We start from the raw sequence: 17,260 nt of genomic DNA, 5'->3' as shown, positions 1-17,260 counted from the left end.
CTCTTTCCTCTCCGATTTAAGTAGACACTCTTACTACTCTCTTCGGATACTAACTGAATCACTTCATCAGATAAACAAGTTAGAACTTCCCACCATTCACCCACTCTTGCTTGGGTGGTACAGGCTCTTGGTTAACCCAAAGCTCAATTATTTTGCCCTGTTCTAACCGAAAAATATCAAACCGAGCGATCTCCTGCCCGCTTGCTATAACCCGGCTGTAAGCAACGACAAAGTTACCCTGCCCGATAATTTTAAATACCTGATCATAGGTACCAAAGTAACTGTCCAGAGAGCCGACATCCGGTGCTGCGTGGGTAACCAATTGTGTATCAACAAAAAACGCATCCCGCTTTTCATGCTGCCCCAAAACCATGACATCACAGAGGAACTCCCTAACACGCTCTTTGTTGTCTTCCGTTGCTTCTAAATCTGTAATTTCCGTTTCACCCGAGATTTGGTCAGTACTTGAATCATTAACAACTTGATAGGCAGAGATCACATCCCAGTGCTCAATGATCTTGTCGTTGCTATCTGTATCAAACATATCCGTGGTTACCCACTTGGCTTCTCCATTATTGATATCCTGGAAAACCTGCATGAACACATATTGGCCATCAACGATCGAACGGACAATCCTTATATCTCTCACAGGGCATCGGACTAAGAATGGCTCAAAGAACTCAACAAACCCTTCAATCCCATTACGCACCCCCGTACTGTGCTGGGTATAACGCCTACCGGTATACTTGGTCACAGCCTCTTTGGCATTACCATCTCGGATCCCTTCCATATACAAGTTCGTTGCGTTTGCCAGCTTGCTGCTCATATCATTCTCCAATCTTCGAAACCTGTCTCTTCAAGTAATTAAGCATAGTCTTTGCAGTAATTTCATCTCTTATAGAGAAATAAAAAACGCTATTACAATACTGTAATAGCGTTTTTTGATACGAATTTTTCAAGCCGATTAGAAATGATAGTTAGCCATAATAACAACCTGCTGAGTATCATCTATTTCAACATCCTGCTCTTCAAAGTCTTGGTGTATATACCGATAAGTCAGATCTGTACTCCAATCTTTATTTATATGATAACTAGTACCGACTTGTAGCCCCTTAATAAAATCCATCGAGGTTTCATTAGCTATGTCATTGTATCCTACACCCAGTAAAAAACCGCCATTTAAAGACATCTTGTTAGTAATGTCGTACAGGTAATCATAAGATGCAAAAAACAAACTCTGTGAAAACTTATCTTTATAACTATAAGTCGCTGTCACTCTGTGTTCTGAGTTTATGGTCAGGCCAGCATTAAGCTGTACGGTTGCGTCCTCACCATTCATTGAGCTGGCGCCATCAAGCTGGTCGTCTTGATACCCTACCCCAGCCCCCACGAAGTACTCTGTTTTTGCATAGGTCATTGAGGAGCAAAGCAGCAATGAAAGAGTGAACAACCCTATACCTTTCATATTACCCGAGTCAGGATTGTTCATATTTTCTCGTTGAAAACCAAACATAAATACCGCCTTCACCTAGCCAAGTATAATTAAGGTTAAACTGATTTATCATCCACAAGTTAAGAGCGCCACGGTGTAGAAATACAACACATACAAAAAACAAAAAAATACCACATTAACAAGTTTGTTTAAGTTAATAGTTAGATTGTATGGCGTATTCACAAATGCATTCTATTTCAGGCAGTGATTCCAAAAATGTAGACGAGGTTCTAAGTGATATTTTTCTCATTATCAAGAAAGTGAGACTATGTTATTAAGCAGAAGACAAACGTAAATATTTTATAAATTTCACAACACGAAAAAATCCCCCTGAAACATGCACAAACACCTTTCATTGCTCGTTTTATCAGCATTGTTTAAAACACCTCACCATCACAGTCCTTATCGTTACATTTGTTGATAATCTGTAATGTCGTTGTAACCCACACATGTACAACTATGCACTGGCGTCCCCAAAAAAAATCAGTTAATTTGGGAACATAAAAGAGAAATGATAGGCAAGACCAAACGGAAGGCCTTGCAGAATCAACAACTAAGGAAAACGTTGATGAAGAAAACCACACTAAATACTCTGCTCCTTGCTTCCCTTCTTTCAGCACCGAGCGCCTTTGCCTCTGATACCGTTGTCGTGTCCTCAAAAATTGATACCGAGGGCGGACTACTAGGTCAAATCATATACTTATCTTTGCAGGATGCCGGGCTTGATGTCGAAAACCGTGTCCAACTAGGTGGTACACCAATTGTTCGAAAAGCCTTACTGGCCGGCGAAATTGATATCTACCCAGAGTACACCGGTAATGCCGCCTTCTTCTTCAATAAAACAGCTGATGATGCATGGAAGAACTTCCAGGCAGGCTATGACATGGCCAAAAGCCTTGATTACGATGCCAACAAAATTGTCTGGCTGACGCCAGCAAAAGCAAACAACACCTGGGCACTTGCGGTACGAAAAGAAATTGCAGAGCCCAATAACCTAAAAACCATGACTGACTTTGGCCAGTATGTCAGCAAAGGCGGTGACATTAAGCTAGCTGCGTCTGCAGAATTTGTTTCCACCCCGGCGGTACTTCCTGCTTTTCAGAAAACCTATGACTTTGAATTGAAAGAAAGCCAACTGCTTGTCCTATCTGGTGGTAATACCGCTGCGACAATCCGTGCCGCGGCACTCCAAACAGATAAAACCAATACCGCTATGGTTTATGGCACCGACGGCGCGATTGCCTCTGTTGGGTTAGTCGTGATGGAGGACGACAAGGGAGTGCAACCTGTTTACGCACCGGCACCTATCATTCGAGAAGCCGTTTTGAAAGCGCACCCTCAAATCGATGACATCCTTAACCCAATTTTCGCCTCGCTCGATCTAGACACTCTGCAAAGCCTAAACAGTCGTATTGCGATTGGTGGTGAAAGTGCCAGCTCTGTGGCGAAAAGTTACCTCACAGCAAACGGATTTATTAAGTAACAGTCTGTTCAAGGTACTAATTTGAAGTTCTTACCTCTCGACAAACTGGGTCTTTCAGTGAGTGTACTTACGGTATTCTCACTGATTGCTTTACCCTTTATTCATCTCCAGCCTAACCGCATTATGCCCGGTAAAGGCTTCTTTATTGCCGAAGTGTTATCCCAGAGTCATCTTGCGATGTTCGTCGCGCTGTTGGGCCTAACAGTGTTTAGCGCCTCGACAACGAGGCTGTACAAACTGCAACTTATTCTTTGCTCTGCTTCGGCATTTTTCCTATTGCACATCGTCGGGCTAAGTGCTGATGGCTTACTCTCAGAAGCCTCTCCTTTTGCTCGGGTATCCTTGGGAAGCGGTTTTTGGACTAGCCTTTTTTTACTAGGGCTGCTGTTAACCGACGTGATCATAAAGTTGAATGTGCACGGCCTTAAGCGTCTGCTTTTTATCTTGGCGATAGTGGTTGGCGTTATAGTGGTTTTCAAATCAGGTTCGCTTGATAACCTCTCTATTATTAAAGAATACCAAAATCAAGACACTTTCTGGCAGCAGGCCATACGCCATATACAGCTCTCTTTTGGTAGCCTAGTGCCTGCCATACTAGTTGGTATCCCTTTGGGGATAAAATGTCATCGCTCACAAGCAGTACGAAGCAGTGTGGTTCCTATTCTCAATGTTCTTCAAACCATTCCTAGCCTCGCGATGTTTGGCATTTTGATGATCCCACTGAGTTATATTGCACTTAAGTTTCCAGCTCTCTCTGCGCTTGGTATCAAAGGCATCGGTGCCGCTCCGGCAGTCATTGCGCTGTTTTTCTACTCCCTACTTCCTATTGTCAGCAATACCATTGCAGGTTTTGACAAGTTAGATCCCAAAACACTCGATGCCGCGAAAGGAATGGGCATGAACGCCCGGCAGATCCTCTTTGGTATTGAACTGCCTCTCGCGCTTCCCGTTATTCTGTCGGGCATCCGGATCGTTGTCACCATGAACATTGGTTTGGTTGCCGTTGCAGGGCTGATTGGCGGAGGCGGTTTTGGTACCTACATCTTCCAAGGGTTAGGCCAAACTGCAACAGATTTAGTCATTCTGGGTGCTATTCCCACCCTGCTCCTTTCTTTCATTTCCGCGGTATTGATTGATGCCATCATAGAAGTCGTTAAAGGCAACAAATCATGATTGAGTTACAAGCATTAACTAAAACATTCGGTGAACAAACTGCGGTGAAAGAAGTGTCTTTAACCGTTGAAACCGGTCAATTTTGTACTTTGATTGGTACATCAGGTTGTGGAAAGTCAACCACACTCAAAATGATTAACCGCTTAATAGAACCAAGTGCGGGCAAAGTGCTGATCAACAAACAAGATGTATCCAGTATGCCAGCAGAGTCATTAAGGCGCCGTATTGGGTATGCGATTCAAGGCGTGGGACTTTTTCCACACCGCAATGTGTTTGAAAATATCGCAACCGTGCCTTTACTGTTAGGGTGGGATAAAGACACAATCACCCTAAGGGTAAAAGAGCTGCTAGAGCTATTCCACCTTGACTATGAACGCTTTGCTACCAAGTTCCCCCACCAGCTCTCTGGTGGTGAGCAACAGCGTGTCGGCGTCGCACGGGCCCTCGCGGCAAAACCCGAAGTTTTGCTGATGGATGAACCTTTTGGTGCACTTGACCCGTTAACTCGCGAAAGTCTGCAAGATGAAATCCTGAGTATTCAGAAAATTCTCGGTATCACTACCATTATGGTCACCCATGATATTGACGAAGCAATCAAAATGGCGGATATCATCGCAGTGATGGATAAAGGGACATTGCTGCAGTTCGATACTCCCCAATCCTTATTGAGGAACCCAAAGCCCGGTTTTGTCAGCGACATTGTCGGCGGCTTGGATCGATCGTTGCGTATACTGACCCTCAATCAGGTCAAGGATGTCCTTAACCACAACCCTGAGCTAGTAGATGGCGCTTCAATACCACAGATCCCGTTCAATACCAATTTACGTGATGCTGTATCCATGCATATTTGGGAAGGTGAGGAAACCCTCGCCGTGGTCGATGAAGCAGGAGCTGTTGTGGGAACAGTGTCTCTCAATGACATTCTCAGCAAAGGTGCCAAGTCATGAACTCACAATCTGTTAAACAATGGTTCGGGCTTATCGCTCCGTTAAGTATATTGGCACTACTTGCTTACCGCATTGAGCTGATAGAACCCTTATTGGCTTACTTCAACCACATTGATGCTCCGGTGATTTATTACCGGGATACCTTCACCAATTTGATTTTCTGGCACATGCTCGTGGTGTTTTTATCCATTGGTGCTGCCACCATAACAGCTTTACTGTGCGGAATATTCGTTACGCGCGAATCAGGGAAAGACTTCCTGCCATTGGCAAGAGCGGTTGCCAACCTTGGCCAAACATTCCCACCCGTTGCGGTATTGGCATTGGCCATTCCTTCATTAGGTTTTGGTCTGAAGCCCACACTTGTTGCTCTGTTCCTTTATGGCTTGCTCCCGATCTTTGAAAACACCGTAACTGGGTTACAGCAAACCCCAAAAAGTGTCCTTGAGGCTGCAAAGGGTATGGGGATGAGTAAGTTCCAGCAGCTTTTCCAGGTAGAATTGCCCCTAGCACTACCGATCATTATCTCGGGAATACGCACTTCGTTAATCATCAGTATAGGGACGGCAACAATCGGGTCTACCGTTGCATCGAAAGGCTTGGGCGAGGTGATCATCGCCGGGCTGCTGACAGACAACATGGCGTTCATTCTGCAAGGCGGGATCCTAGTTGCACTTATTGCGATTATCACTGACCAGGCTTTTTTGAAACTCGAATCCCGCTACTCGTATTAATTCGGCATTTTAATTACGACCATTTTCTCTTCAGTAAAATCATGCATGGTATAGGGGATGCCACCTATGCCATAACCGGATTGTTTTCGGCCGGCAAAAGGCATCCAATCAACCCTAAAAGCCGAGTGATCATTAATCATCACTGCAGAGGCTTCAAGTTGATGCTGCGATTGTAAGGCCACTTCCAGATTCTGGGTGTAGACCGCGGCTTGGAATGAGAATGGCACGCTGTTCGCACGCTGGTAGGCTTCCGTGATGTGATCATAACCATACACACAAACCACAGGCCCGAAAATTTCTTTGGAAGAAACATTCAAATCATCTGCTGGGTTGAGTATCACCGTCGGCTCATAAAGGGTGGCGGTAAGCGCTTTACCACCAATCAGTATTTGTGCTCCACTCGATTTGGCTTGGTCGACCCACTCGGCGACTCGCTGACATTCTTTGGGGCGAATCAATGGGCCGCAGTCAGTTTCTATCTCCCGGGCATCACCCACTACTAGCTTTTGCACTTGCTGCACTAACTTTTGAGTAAACTCTTCAAGAGTGTGGTTATCAACGTAAACTCGCTGAACCGACACACAGACTTGCCCGGAGTGGTAAAAACCGCCCTTCACAATCGAAGGCAGTATTGCATCAACGTCTACATTTCGATCAACAATCACTGGCGCCGCCCCGCCATGTTCCAAGGCACAGCGAGTACCGGGTGCTAATTTACTGCGTAAGTACCACCCCACCCCAGGAGAGCCAATAAAAGAAAAGAAAGCCGTTCTTGGGTCTGTGACTACCCGTTCTGTATCTTCCCTTTTGGCCAAGAAAAATCGGCACCATTTGTCATCAAGCCCTGCTTCATAAAGCAGTTCGACAAACTTTTTGGCACTAAGTGGTGTGTCGTTGGCAGGTTTAATCAATATAGGGGCATTAACCGCAATTGCAGGTGCCACTTGGTGAACAATCAGATTGAGAGGATGATTAAATGCAGATACCGCCACTACCGGTCCAATGGGCTCCCGATAAGAAAATGCCAACCGTCCAGCGCCAGCAGCAGTCAGATCCATCGGGATTTGCTCTCCCTTGAGATTCAACAGCTCTTTGGCTGCCAACTGCACCCCATCAATTGCTCGGTCAACTTCGATAAATGCATCTTTTAACGGCTTCCCCCCCTCAGAGGCAATCAGCATTGCCAACTCATCCCTTTGCTGTAGCATTAGGTCGGCACATCGGTTTAGGATCCCTATCCGTTCATGTGCGGCGAGCCGTTGTGATTTATCCGCAAAGGTATCTGCTGCTTGCTGTAACATGGCATCAAGCTCATCCCACGTCGACAACTCCAACTCAGCAATAACTTCTTGGTTATAGGGGTTCTCTACTTTAACAACGGTCATAATAGGCAAACCTTCGAAGCTAATTCATCGATTAACACTGTTTTGTTTGCAGTGTAGTCAACCGGCACATCGACAAGATGTACGCCACCGGCCTCAAAGGCTTGGTTGAGTACACTTTCAAACTCGTCCGCACTGGTTACCCGGTGCCCTGTCACACCGTAGGCATTGGCATATTTAACAAAGTCAGGGTTATCAAACTCTAATCCCCACTCGGCCATACCGGCTATTTGTTGCTTCCAGCGAATCATCCCATAAGAACCATCATTCAACACCATGACAACCAAATTGAGGCCGACTCTTCTTGCGGTCTCCAACTCTTGGGAGTTCATCATGAATCCCCCATCACCGCATATGGCCAAGACCCTCTTGCCGGGATTGAGCTGCGCCGCCATCATCGCTGACGGCAAACCAGCCCCCATGGTCGCCAAAGCGTTATCTAATAGCACCGAGTTAGGATGATAAGCCTTATAGTTTCTCGCATACCAGATCTTATAGATGCCATTGTCCAAGGCGATAATGCCATCCTCACCCATCACCTTTCGGGTTCCTGCGACGAGTCTTTGCGGAATAATGGGAAAAGAATCATCCTGCGCACCCGTTATAATATGCTGTTCGATTTCTTGTTTGATTCTTTGAAAATAATCCACATCAGCACTTTTCCATCCGTTGAGCTTTTCACTTAACCGACGCACTGTTCTACTGATATCACCTACCAGTTCGAGCTGCGGAAAATACACTTCGTCAACCTGCGCAGACTTATAATTGAGGTGAATAACAAACTTATCATTGTCCGTCATGAAGAAAGGCGGCTTCTCTACAACATCATGGCCAATATTGATAATCAAATCAGCCCGTGAGACCGCGCAATGCAAATAGTCATTATCAGACAAGGCTGCGGTGCCCAAAAACAGATCTGAGCGCTCGTCGGCAACCCCTTTCCCCATCTGGGTATCAAAGAAATAGATACCGGATTGCTCAACGAACTTTTCAACCGCCTTGCACGCTGTTTTCCTGTTCGCGCCTGCACCTATTAAAATCAACGGATGGCTTGCCGCCTTTATTTTGGCTATAGCTTCATCAAGGACAAAATCATCCGCGACGGCATACTGCCTGGTACTTTGCTTCACCACTTTGGCATCGGTCTCTTCCGCCGCAATATCTTCTGGCAGCTCAAGCAAAATTGCACCGGGTCGCTCTTCCTCGGCGCGTCGAAAGGCCTCCCGAACCAATGAGGGGATGGTATTGCCATGAACGATCTGCTTGCTCAGTTTACAGATAGGCTCATACAGCTTAACCACATCGATAATTTGAAACTGTCCCTGCTTAGAGGCTTTTATCGGCTTTTGCCCGGTGAGCATAATTAGAGGAAAAGCCCCAAGATGGGCATAGGCTGCGGGGGTCGAGAAGTTGGTCGCACCAGGCCCTAGTGTAGCCATGCAGACACCCGCTTTGCCCGTAAGACGCCCGTATGTCGCCGCCATAAACCCCGCCCCCTGCTCATGACGGGTTAGCACCAACTTTATTGAAGAATCTTTCAGGGAGTTAAGTACATCGAGGTTTTCCTCTCCGGGAACCGCGAAGATATATTCAACCCCTTCATTTTCAAGCGCCTTTACCAATAAATCTGAAGCTTTCATACGATACCCCGAGCAAGCCATTGAGGGTGATTTGCCATTTCATCGTATTTGAATATAGTTCACTCCACTTTAAGAGCGCTCGAAAACCACAGACTTATCATTGAATAGGAACACCCGTTTTTCGATATGGTACTGAATCGCCCTTGCCAAAGTTAAGGACTCAACATCCATTCCCTTTCTGGCTAGATCCGCAGGATAGTATGTATGATCAACCGTCTCCATCCCCTGAGTAATGATTGGGCCTTCATCAAGATCATCGCTGACATAATGCGCCGTCGCCCCAACCAACTTAACTCCTTTCTGGTAAGCCTGATGATAAGGCTTAGCTCCTTTGAAGCCTGGCAACAATGAATGGTGGATATTGATGGCTTTCCCAGCCCAGCGGACACACATTTCATGAGAGAGAACCTGCATGTAGCGGGCAAGCACCAAGAGCTCACATCCCGTTTGCTCTAACACAGCCTGAACCTTGGCTTCCTGCTGTGGTTTAGTTTCAGCGGTAATTGGAAAATGGAAATAAGGAATATCGTGCCACTTGGCCAATGATTCTAGATCAGGATGGTTGGATATCACGGCTTTGATATCAACGGCTAGATTGCCAGTGCGGTACCGATACAGTAAATCATTCAGGCAATGCTCATATTTCGACACCATGATCACCAGTTTTGGCCGGTACTCCGACGGTGTCAGTTCCCAATCCATTTCAAACTCTTCGGCCCGGGTGGCAAAGGAAGAGCAAAACGTGACTTGATCAAGTACTGAGTTGTCTTCCATGCGAAATACTGCGCGGATAAAAAAACGGTGGCCCAGCGCATCATCAAAAGAATTCAGTTCGGTAATATAGCAACCAAACTCCCGTAAAAAGCGCGTGACTACATCCACAGTCCCAGAACGGCCAACGCAACTCGCCGTTAGAATATAAGTCAGTGATGGCTGGTTCATACCCCCTCCCTATATATCATTATCTAATCGTTATTCCGCAAGCATGGCACATATGTCGCTATGTTGCTGAAGGCTCATAGTTGGTCAAGGTAGTAAAGACAGCTAAGTACTGAAAAAGGAGGTACGTTTAGGAAAACGTTCAACAAATTGAAACAACAAAAAACGCCTTTAAGCGCATTGATTTTAAGTAGATATGTAGACTTTATAGAGAGATGAAACTTGGAGCGGGCAGCGGGAATCGAACCCGCATCATCAGCTTGGAAGGCTGAGGTAATAGCCATTATACGATGCCCGCTTATTGGAAATTGGCCTGCATGCCAACTTTGATTTGCATCGAACAATTACTATATTGTCACAACGCGCTGAGAAGAAAAGTGTTGATTTCCAGTGCGTGACCTTCATCACAAACAACCACCCCAATCGCTTACAAAACAAGCACATAGTATCTTTATCACTCTATGGAAGTGATGTTTTAATCCATACCTTGGCATGATAATCCACTATGCAATAAATGCATTATTGCTAAATTTTAGGCATTTCACTTTCGGGCGCAAAAAGAACAAGGTGTTGGTGTCTTATCATCAATAAAAGGTACCCACCATGAGCGACATTGTTATTAACACTCGTATTGAAGAAGATCTACTTGGTAAGCGTGAAATCCCGGCAGATGCCTATTATGGTATCCACACGCTTCGTGCGTATGAGAACTTTAATATCTCTACGACAAAGATTTCTGATGTGCCTGAGTTTGTTCGCGGCATGGTGTTTACGAAAAAAGCGGCGGCTAAAGCCAATATGGAACTAGGCACTATCCCTAGTGATATTGGCCAGTACATTATCCAAGCTTGTGATCTTATTTTGGACACGGGTAAATGTATGGATCAGTTTATCTCTGATGTTTACCAAGGCGGCGCCGGTACTTCAGTTAACATGAACGCCAATGAAGTGATCGCTAACGTTGCACTAGAACTAAAAGGTGACGATAAAGGCGAATACCACATTATTAACCCTAATGATCATGTGAACAAAAGCCAATCAACCAACTGTGCCTACCCGACCGGTTTCCGTATAGCGGTGTACAACAGCATTATCAAGATGATCAGCTCTATCGAATATCTGCGTACCGCTTTCGATGCCAAGAGCGAAGAGTTTCATGACATCTTGAAAATGGGTCGTACCCAATTGCAAGATGCCGTACCAATGACGGTAGGCCAGGAATTCCGTGCCTTCAGCACCTTGCTAAAAGAAGAAGTCAAAAACCTGAAGTACGCAGCTAACCTGCTGCTCGAAGTTAACCTCGGTGCAACAGCTATCGGTACCGGCTTGAACGCACCCGAGGGCTACCAAGAACTGGCTGTCAAATACCTTGCAGAAACTACAGGCTTGGCCTGCGTACCATCAGAAGACCTGATTGAAGCAACCTCTGACTGTGGGGCCTATGTAACAGTCCACGCAGCCTTGAAACGCCTTGCCGTTAAACTATCCAAAGTATGTAACGACCTGCGCCTGTTGTCTTCAGGCCCACGTGCAGGCCTTAATGAAATCAACCTACCAGAAATGCAGGCTGGCTCATCAATTATGCCAGCTAAAGTTAACCCGGTGATCCCTGAGGTCGTTAATCAGGTTTGTTTCAAAGTTATCGGTAACGACACAACAGTCACATTCGCAGCAGAAGCCGGACAATTGCAGCTGAATGTTATGGAACCGGTTATTGGGCAGGCTGTATTTGAATCCATAGAACTACTTGGCAATGCCTGTATCAACCTTGCTGACAAGTGCATCAACGGTATTACCGTTAACAAAGAAGTATGTGAACATTTCGTCTTTAACTCAATCGGTATCGTAACTTACCTTAACCCGTTCATCGGCCACCACGAAGGCGATATCATCGGTAAGATATGTGCCGAAACGGGACGTAGCGTGAAAGATGTCGCTCTTGAGCGCAACTTGCTTGGCGAAGAGCAACTGAACGAAATCTTTTCAGCGAACAACCTAATGCACCCAGAATACAAAGCTAAACTATATAACTAATCTTTGAAAAAGGGGCTGAATAAAGCCCCTTTTTCAATCACTTCAAAATGTCATGTTGGATACTGAGGCTTAATTTAAGTGGTAATTATCAGTCACAACAGAAAAACCGATTAATTACCCAACAGACTTTCACCCGTTAGTTCTTTTATTGGGCAGATCTTGCTTAGTTCATTCCACATTGCTTCACAGGAGGAATGTAATTTCGAATAATAACGGTAAACATATAAATCTAAAGGCACTGGCTCTCTCGATGAAAGTATTTTCAACTGTCCTGATGCCAATTCATCCTTAATTGCATAATCAGGCAACCAACTAATTCCTTTACCTTGTAAGACTAAGGCCTTAATAAAGTCTGTCATTGAAGAAGAACATACTGTGTTATTAGTCAACTTGCTTTTAGAGCGATGGAGAGCCCTTCCCATATAACTTTCCGGTGTATAGTCTAAACAGGGAACATCATCATTATTTGCCAAGTCGAACAGCTCTTTCCCTTCCTCATCGACCGCTGACACGCAATACAGGTAACTGCGGCCAAGATAGATTGATCGATAGGGGGCAACTTGTAACCTGTCTTCATAAAACGAGAACAAAAAGTCACACTTACCGTCTATCAGTTGCTCAACAGCGTCATCTACTTCATTCGCAACAACAGATAGACGGGTGTTTAATTGAGGGTCGAACAGACATGAGTGCAGCTTGGGCAATAAGCTGATGGAGATAGAATGGGCCGCACTCAAACGCACAGTATGCCGGCCGTCGAAAGAGCTGCCAGCAAGACGATTAACCTCTTCATCTATCTGCTGAAGAATGGACAGCGCAGTTGTCTTGAACTGCTTGCCGCAGAGAGTCAGCTCAATCGGCGTTTTGCTGCGTTCGATTAACACCAAGCCTAATTCAGCCTCCAGTGACTTTATCCTGCGACTGAATGCAGGTTGGGTAACATTTCGGACAGCCGCAGCATGGGAGAAGTTTTTTAACTCCGCAAGAGTGAGGAAGTCTTGCAGCCATTTTGTCTCAATATTTTTCATTTATTTTTCTCAATAAACATCTACCTATGGCAATCGTCATCCCCTAACAACCCAACAAAAATTTCGGCTACCAGCAAGATAATGAGAAGTCACCCGCAGAAAACCCTAAGCATTAATCAGCCATTAACATATGTCTATTAACTTGATCACACCCCGTGAATTTACCCTGATGCATTTTAATAACCAAGCCTTTTTTTTCTGCATTTCACAAGCCTTGAGAATAATCATACCATCCAGTTGTAACATTAATAACACTGACTCATTTATTATTTTAACAAACATATAAAATGAGATAGTTTAAAATTTATTCTAATTATTAATTATTCAACCAATAAGTTTAACAAACCTACTAACCATTATATGAACTCTGTATCCTAATAAATAAAAGGTCAACAAAATGAACTTAATTATTAAGTTATTGTGTGGAATATTCGCTGGTATTCTCATGGGCATGTTTGCCCCTGAAGTTATTGTTCAAGCCCTAATTACAGCTAAATACTTAGTTAGCCAGTTAATTAAATTTACCATCCCTCTCCTTATCCTCTTCTATGTCACCAGTGGTATTGCTAGCCTCCCGAAAAACTCCGGTAAACTGCTGAGCAAAACCGTTGGATTAGCTTATTTATCAACGTTAGGAGCAGGTATCCTTGCCTTCTTGGTGGCGAAGAGTCTTTTCCCAGCACTGCTCAGCGGAGCCGGCCAACTTCCTGAAGCCGAAACCGTTCTAACCCCATTCTTAGAGCTTCAGATCCCACCGATCATGAATATCATGACCGCATTGACCGTCGCTTTCATTTTCGGCTTGGGAATTTCAAACACCGGTGCAGACAACCTGAAGAAAATCAGTGACCAAGGCCGTGACATCATCGAACTGTTCCTTAACAAGGTAATGATCCCGTCGTTACCATTCTATATTGCAGGCGTGTTCGCTGACATGACGGTCAAAGGGACAGTATTCGCAACCCTACAGACTTTCAGTTTAGTATTGCTTGCTGTTGTCGCCATGCACTGGTTCTGGCTAAGTTTCCAGTTCGTTACTACTGGTGTCGCCCTGCAACGCTCACCACTGAAAATCCTTCGTACCATGCTACCGGCCTATTTCACCGCTGTTGGCACCATGTCCTCTGCTGCAACAGTACCGGTTACCCTGCAGCAAACTAAACGCAACGGGGTATCCAACTCCATCGCCAACTTTGTTGTACCGCTTTGTGCCAATATCCATATGTCGGGTTCAGTGATCAGTATTGCCAGCGTGGCGGTTGCCGTCATTATCATGACCGGTGCCGGACCTGTGCCTAGCCTGCTGGAAGCCCTGCCATTCCTTGCTATGTTGGGTATCACTATGGTTGCTGCACCGGGTGCACCGGGCGGTGCAGTGATGGCATCAGCCGGTCTGCTTGGCTCAATGCTTGGGTTTACCGAGGAGATGATTGCCCTACAAATCGTCCTTCACCTAGCCCAAGATAGCTTTGGTACAGCCTGTAACGTTACCGGAGACGGTGTTATTGCCCTGCTCATTGACAAAGTTTCTGACTCAGCCGAAGAGACTGGAGGCGAGCTGATCCCTGCCGAAGAGGTCGCATAAAGCAAGTGGACCTATTTCCACACCACAAATGAAAAAAGCCAGCGACAAGCTGGCTTTTCTTCGCTATTTGTACTTTATCATTTAGATGGGTATTCGCCGGCTTTGTCTTTCGCCGTATCACCAGTAACTTTCCAGTGTTCATTTGGATCATATGCTTCATCACAAATGTCCAATGTGAAGCCCATATCTACGACTTCTTTTAATGTCAGATTGTCAGCCAGCTTAGCAATATCGCCAGATTTATTACGTAATTCCATATCCGTCTACCTTCTAACAAACGCCCTTTCACCTCCTTAACTATAGTGGTGATGCGATGACTTGTCCTGCAGGCAACAAAAGGCCCGAACTAGTCGGGCCTTTATCGCGGTTAGTGTTTATAGGTCCTAGTGATATTCAACTAGGAAGGCTGAAGACCTATACGAGCTCCCATGGCCCCCCCGCATTACCCGGCTGATCACCTTTCGTCCACCACTTGGCACGATAATTTTGGCCGTTGAAAGTCACTTCAGCACCGCCTGAATATGCTTTGCTAGCACTCCACTCGCCCACACTGCCATCATCGAAGACTTCCCAGACCGAGCTTGAGCCTGGCTGTTCACCCTTTGTCCACCATTTGGCAGTGTACTTCACGCCATCGAACATGACAGTGTCACCGGTATTATACACTTGGCTCGGCTCCCAAGTTGTCACTCCACCTGTGGTATCCGCCAACACGGTGACGGGAATAGTGGCTGTCTCACTAGCAACTCCATCGCTTACGGTAACAACTAAGTCAATCACCGTATCGACAGTTACGCTTGGCGCAACAAAAGTGATATCCGCACCCGTTGCAGTTTTCGTTACCGTGCCTTCTGAGGCGCTATAGGTAAGTAGATCACCGTCAGCATCTTCCGCAGATACACTGATCACTACACTTTGCCCACTATTTACTGTTGCGTTAATAGGTGCGGTTAGTACCGGTGCGGTATTCCCTACACCACCACTGCCCTTCACATTCACTACAATTGAATCAGATGTTGATGTACGGCCATCTGACACTTTAACCACGACAATGTCTTGAAGATCTGTCGCCGTGTTAGGCGCCTGATAAGTCACTGTTGCACTACCGTTGCCGTTATCAACAACGGTCGCATTCGTTACCGTAAAGCTAAGCGGGTCACTTTCTGCATCTGTTGCTGAAACGTTGAAGCTAACCACCGCGCCAGCATCCACATTCTGTGCCGTAGGTACCGTTAAGACCGGGGCGGTGTTTAGGCTGCCACCAGCACTAAAGACGCGATCAATGGCTTCTGCAAGTGGTGAGCTGAGGTTAGTACATTGTTTTAGCTTGGCACCGTAACTAATGAAGGTTCCTTCACACTTAATATCACCATGCACCTGCCAGACGATGACCCCGCCCAGTTGGTTATCAACAATGTACTGCGCCTTTTTCTCGATAGACGGCACATCATCATAACTGAGGAAATACTTCCCTTTGACCGCATAAGGGACTTCGGCATTGACATCCCACATGTGTTCCCAGCCAGCGCTCTGCATGATGTAGTTATAATTAGGTTGGCCTTCGAACTCTTTCCAATTATCTAAATCAACAGCAGATTCCGTAGGGCCATCAACACTGAAATTAACGGTACGCTTATCTGTTGGTGCGCCCACATAAGCAGTTGCCTCAGTGGTCTGGACACCACGACCGTAGAAAGCGGCACCAAAGTTGATTTTCTCTGAAGGGATCCCTTTGGCAGCCATCCAAGCACGAAGATGGTCTAGATCCAAATCCGCATACTCCTCTTCAGGATACGGATACAGCGGCGCATTGTGCCCAGCAACATTCGACCAACCTCCATTGAGGTCGTAAGTCATCATGTTGAAGTAATCCATAGATGCGACCAAACGCGGCCAGTTATACCCCTCCAGCTTGGCTGTAGAAGCAGAAAATGCAGCGGTTAGCAATTTAGTAGGTCCAATACGCTCGCGGATATCTTCCATTAATAGCTCGAAGTTACCGTAATCTTCTGGGTTTCCTTCGAAGTTCATCCCCCCTGTACCTGGGTATTCCCAGTCTATATCGATACCATCAAAACCAAGTGCCATCAGCTTATCGACGTCTTCCAGGAATCGGGCTTTTTTCACCGGATCGGAAGCCATTTCGGGGAAGTGTTTGGACATACTCCACCCCCCCAGCGAAGCCATTACTTTGACTCCCTTCTGATGGGCAAGATCGATCAGGCCCGGTGCGCCGCCCGCTTTTTTCAATGGGATTGGGAACTGGCCGGAAACCCCTGTTGGAGTGTGAAGCCAGCCGTTGCCTGATTTCACGAAACCTTGCTCCTGAACCTTGCGCAAAGCATCCGCTTCCCATGCCTCATTGCCCGGATACTGGTGAATATACTCTAATTCGCCCCACAAAATATGGAAGTCCCAGCTTGAGTAAACATCCGGATGAAGTAGCGGTCCGGGTTCTTGTACCGCTGTCGGTTGGTAGATATTTTTATTGCGCAAGTCGCCACTGTGAAGCGACCCGTCTTTTGCTACGCCAAAGAAAGAAAAATTTAAGATCGAGTAAATATCCATATTGACGTTCAAGTGTGTGGCTTCGCCTTTTACACTGAACCCAGCATTCGTCCCTTTCCATGCTTCCCACTGAGTAATATAACCAATGACATTCTTGTCATGGGTAGGTGCAGCATGAACGATTGCGGCACTGCCAACCATCAGCACGGCAGCCATAGCGCCTGCCAACTTACTCAGGTGTAATCCCTTTTGCATTTTGATCTCCACGTAATGGTTATTGAATGTAAAGAATGAAGGCACATTTTTTACGCCCTCAAA

General features: G+C 45.9%; 14 protein-coding genes and 1 tRNA gene. 6 read left to right on the top strand and 9 right to left on the bottom strand.

Features of this window, described 5'->3' with window-relative positions:
• Positions 1-79 precede the first annotated feature (79 nt).
• Complete coding sequence (locus tag ACXAD4_RS26185; protein WP_475244935.1) at positions 80-826, bottom strand: nuclear transport factor 2 family protein; 747 nt, start codon at positions 824-826, stop codon at positions 80-82.
• 138 nt (positions 827-964) lie between these two features.
• Positions 965-1,513 carry an outer membrane beta-barrel protein gene (locus tag ACXAD4_RS26180; RefSeq protein ID WP_475244934.1) on the bottom strand — a complete coding sequence of 183 codons (549 nt, stop codon included), beginning with the start codon at positions 1,511-1,513 and terminating at the stop codon, positions 965-967.
• Between the two features lie 547 nt (positions 1,514-2,060).
• On the opposite strand from ACXAD4_RS26180, the gene osmF reads away from it, so the two are divergent.
• From osmF to ACXAD4_RS26160, 4 genes are read left to right on the top strand one after another with little or no spacing between them, the layout of a single operon-like run.
• A complete protein-coding gene (gene osmF, locus ACXAD4_RS26175) occupies positions 2,061-2,975 on the top strand; it encodes a glycine betaine ABC transporter substrate-binding protein OsmF (RefSeq protein WP_475244933.1) in 915 nt (304 codons plus the stop codon).
• Positions 2,976-2,996: 21 nt separating this feature from the next.
• Complete coding sequence (locus ACXAD4_RS26170) at positions 2,997-4,148, top strand: ABC transporter permease (RefSeq protein WP_475244932.1); 1,152 nt, start codon at positions 2,997-2,999, stop codon at positions 4,146-4,148.
• Positions 4,145-5,095, top strand: coding sequence for an ABC transporter ATP-binding protein (locus tag ACXAD4_RS26165; RefSeq protein WP_475244931.1), 951 nt, complete (start codon positions 4,145-4,147; stop codon positions 5,093-5,095). Before ACXAD4_RS26170 ends, ACXAD4_RS26165 begins: the two co-directional genes overlap by 4 nt.
• Positions 5,092-5,826 carry an ABC transporter permease gene (locus ACXAD4_RS26160; RefSeq protein WP_475244930.1) on the top strand — a complete coding sequence of 245 codons (735 nt, stop codon included), beginning with the start codon at positions 5,092-5,094 and terminating at the stop codon, positions 5,824-5,826. Before ACXAD4_RS26165 ends, ACXAD4_RS26160 begins: the two co-directional genes overlap by 4 nt.
• Here ACXAD4_RS26160 and ACXAD4_RS26155 read toward each other — a convergent pair.
• From ACXAD4_RS26155 to ACXAD4_RS26140, 4 genes are all read right to left on the bottom strand, one after another.
• Entirely contained in the window at positions 5,823-7,211 is a 1,389-nt protein-coding gene (locus ACXAD4_RS26155; protein WP_475244929.1) for an aldehyde dehydrogenase family protein, read from the bottom strand. The two genes, ACXAD4_RS26160 and ACXAD4_RS26155, sit on opposite strands and share 4 nt — an antisense overlap.
• On the bottom strand, positions 7,208-8,848 hold the full coding sequence (locus tag ACXAD4_RS26150) for an acetolactate synthase large subunit (protein WP_475244928.1): 1,641 nt from the start codon (positions 8,846-8,848) through the stop codon (positions 7,208-7,210). Before ACXAD4_RS26150 ends, ACXAD4_RS26155 begins: the two co-directional genes overlap by 4 nt.
• A gap of 69 nt (positions 8,849-8,917) precedes the next feature.
• Positions 8,918-9,790, bottom strand: a complete 873-nt coding sequence (gene purU, locus ACXAD4_RS26145; RefSeq protein ID WP_475244927.1) for a formyltetrahydrofolate deformylase — start codon at positions 9,788-9,790, stop codon at positions 8,918-8,920.
• 220 nt (positions 9,791-10,010) lie between these two features.
• Positions 10,011-10,085: transfer RNA gene (locus tag ACXAD4_RS26140), tRNA-Gly, on the bottom strand.
• A gap of 305 nt (positions 10,086-10,390) precedes the next feature.
• On the opposite strand from ACXAD4_RS26140, the gene aspA reads away from it, so the two are divergent.
• Positions 10,391-11,821: an aspartate ammonia-lyase gene (gene aspA / locus ACXAD4_RS26135; protein ID WP_475244926.1), complete on the top strand. Its 1,431-nt coding sequence runs from the start codon at positions 10,391-10,393 to the stop codon at positions 11,819-11,821.
• 110 nt (positions 11,822-11,931) lie between these two features.
• On the opposite strand, the gene ACXAD4_RS26130 is transcribed toward aspA, so the two are convergent.
• Complete coding sequence (locus ACXAD4_RS26130) at positions 11,932-12,849, bottom strand: LysR substrate-binding domain-containing protein (RefSeq protein ID WP_475244925.1); 918 nt, start codon at positions 12,847-12,849, stop codon at positions 11,932-11,934.
• Between the two features lie 397 nt (positions 12,850-13,246).
• On the opposite strand from ACXAD4_RS26130, the gene ACXAD4_RS26125 reads away from it, so the two are divergent.
• A complete protein-coding gene (locus ACXAD4_RS26125) occupies positions 13,247-14,434 on the top strand; it encodes a dicarboxylate/amino acid:cation symporter (RefSeq protein WP_475244924.1) in 1,188 nt (395 codons plus the stop codon).
• Positions 14,435-14,511: 77 nt separating this feature from the next.
• Here ACXAD4_RS26125 and ACXAD4_RS26120 read toward each other — a convergent pair whose 3' ends face one another.
• Both ACXAD4_RS26120 and ACXAD4_RS26115 read right to left on the bottom strand, forming a co-directional pair.
• Positions 14,512-14,691 carry a hypothetical protein gene (locus ACXAD4_RS26120; RefSeq protein ID WP_317520506.1) on the bottom strand — a complete coding sequence of 60 codons (180 nt, stop codon included), beginning with the start codon at positions 14,689-14,691 and terminating at the stop codon, positions 14,512-14,514.
• Between the two features lie 157 nt (positions 14,692-14,848).
• Positions 14,849-17,197, bottom strand: coding sequence for a glycosyl hydrolase family 18 protein (locus ACXAD4_RS26115; protein ID WP_475244923.1), 2,349 nt, complete (start codon positions 17,195-17,197; stop codon positions 14,849-14,851).
• Positions 17,198-17,260: the final 63 nt, after the last annotated feature.

It is taken from the genome of Photobacterium sp. AWH4_225, assembly GCF_056158405.1.
Note: the sequence above shows the minus strand (reverse complement) of the source record. Positions and strands in the feature narration are given on the sequence as shown.

Excerpts from the sequence above, each read along its gene's own strand:
- ACXAD4_RS26160 (WP_475244930.1), top strand. The coding sequence starts at position 5,092 with ATGAACTCACAATCTGTTAAACAATGGTTCGGGCTTATCGCTCCGTTA.
- ACXAD4_RS26180 (WP_475244934.1), bottom strand. The coding sequence starts at position 1,513 with ATGTTTGGTTTTCAACGAGAAAATATGAACAATCCTGACTCGGGTAAT.
- osmF (WP_475244933.1), top strand. The coding sequence starts at position 2,061 with ATGAAGAAAACCACACTAAATACTCTGCTCCTTGCTTCCCTTCTTTCA.
- ACXAD4_RS26150 (WP_475244928.1), bottom strand. The coding sequence starts at position 8,848 with ATGAAAGCTTCAGATTTATTGGTAAAGGCGCTTGAAAATGAAGGGGTT.
- ACXAD4_RS26115 (WP_475244923.1), bottom strand. The coding sequence starts at position 17,197 with ATGCAAAAGGGATTACACCTGAGTAAGTTGGCAGGCGCTATGGCTGCC.
- ACXAD4_RS26165 (WP_475244931.1), top strand. The coding sequence starts at position 4,145 with ATGATTGAGTTACAAGCATTAACTAAAACATTCGGTGAACAAACTGCG.
- purU (WP_475244927.1), bottom strand. The coding sequence starts at position 9,790 with ATGAACCAGCCATCACTGACTTATATTCTAACGGCGAGTTGCGTTGGC.
- ACXAD4_RS26130 (WP_475244925.1), bottom strand. The coding sequence starts at position 12,849 with ATGAAAAATATTGAGACAAAATGGCTGCAAGACTTCCTCACTCTTGCG.
- ACXAD4_RS26120 (WP_317520506.1), bottom strand. The coding sequence starts at position 14,691 with ATGGAATTACGTAATAAATCTGGCGATATTGCTAAGCTGGCTGACAAT.
- aspA (WP_475244926.1), top strand. The coding sequence starts at position 10,391 with ATGAGCGACATTGTTATTAACACTCGTATTGAAGAAGATCTACTTGGT.
- ACXAD4_RS26185 (WP_475244935.1), bottom strand. The coding sequence starts at position 826 with ATGAGCAGCAAGCTGGCAAACGCAACGAACTTGTATATGGAAGGGATC.
- ACXAD4_RS26155 (WP_475244929.1), bottom strand. The coding sequence starts at position 7,211 with ATGACCGTTGTTAAAGTAGAGAACCCCTATAACCAAGAAGTTATTGCT.
- ACXAD4_RS26125 (WP_475244924.1), top strand. The coding sequence starts at position 13,247 with ATGAACTTAATTATTAAGTTATTGTGTGGAATATTCGCTGGTATTCTC.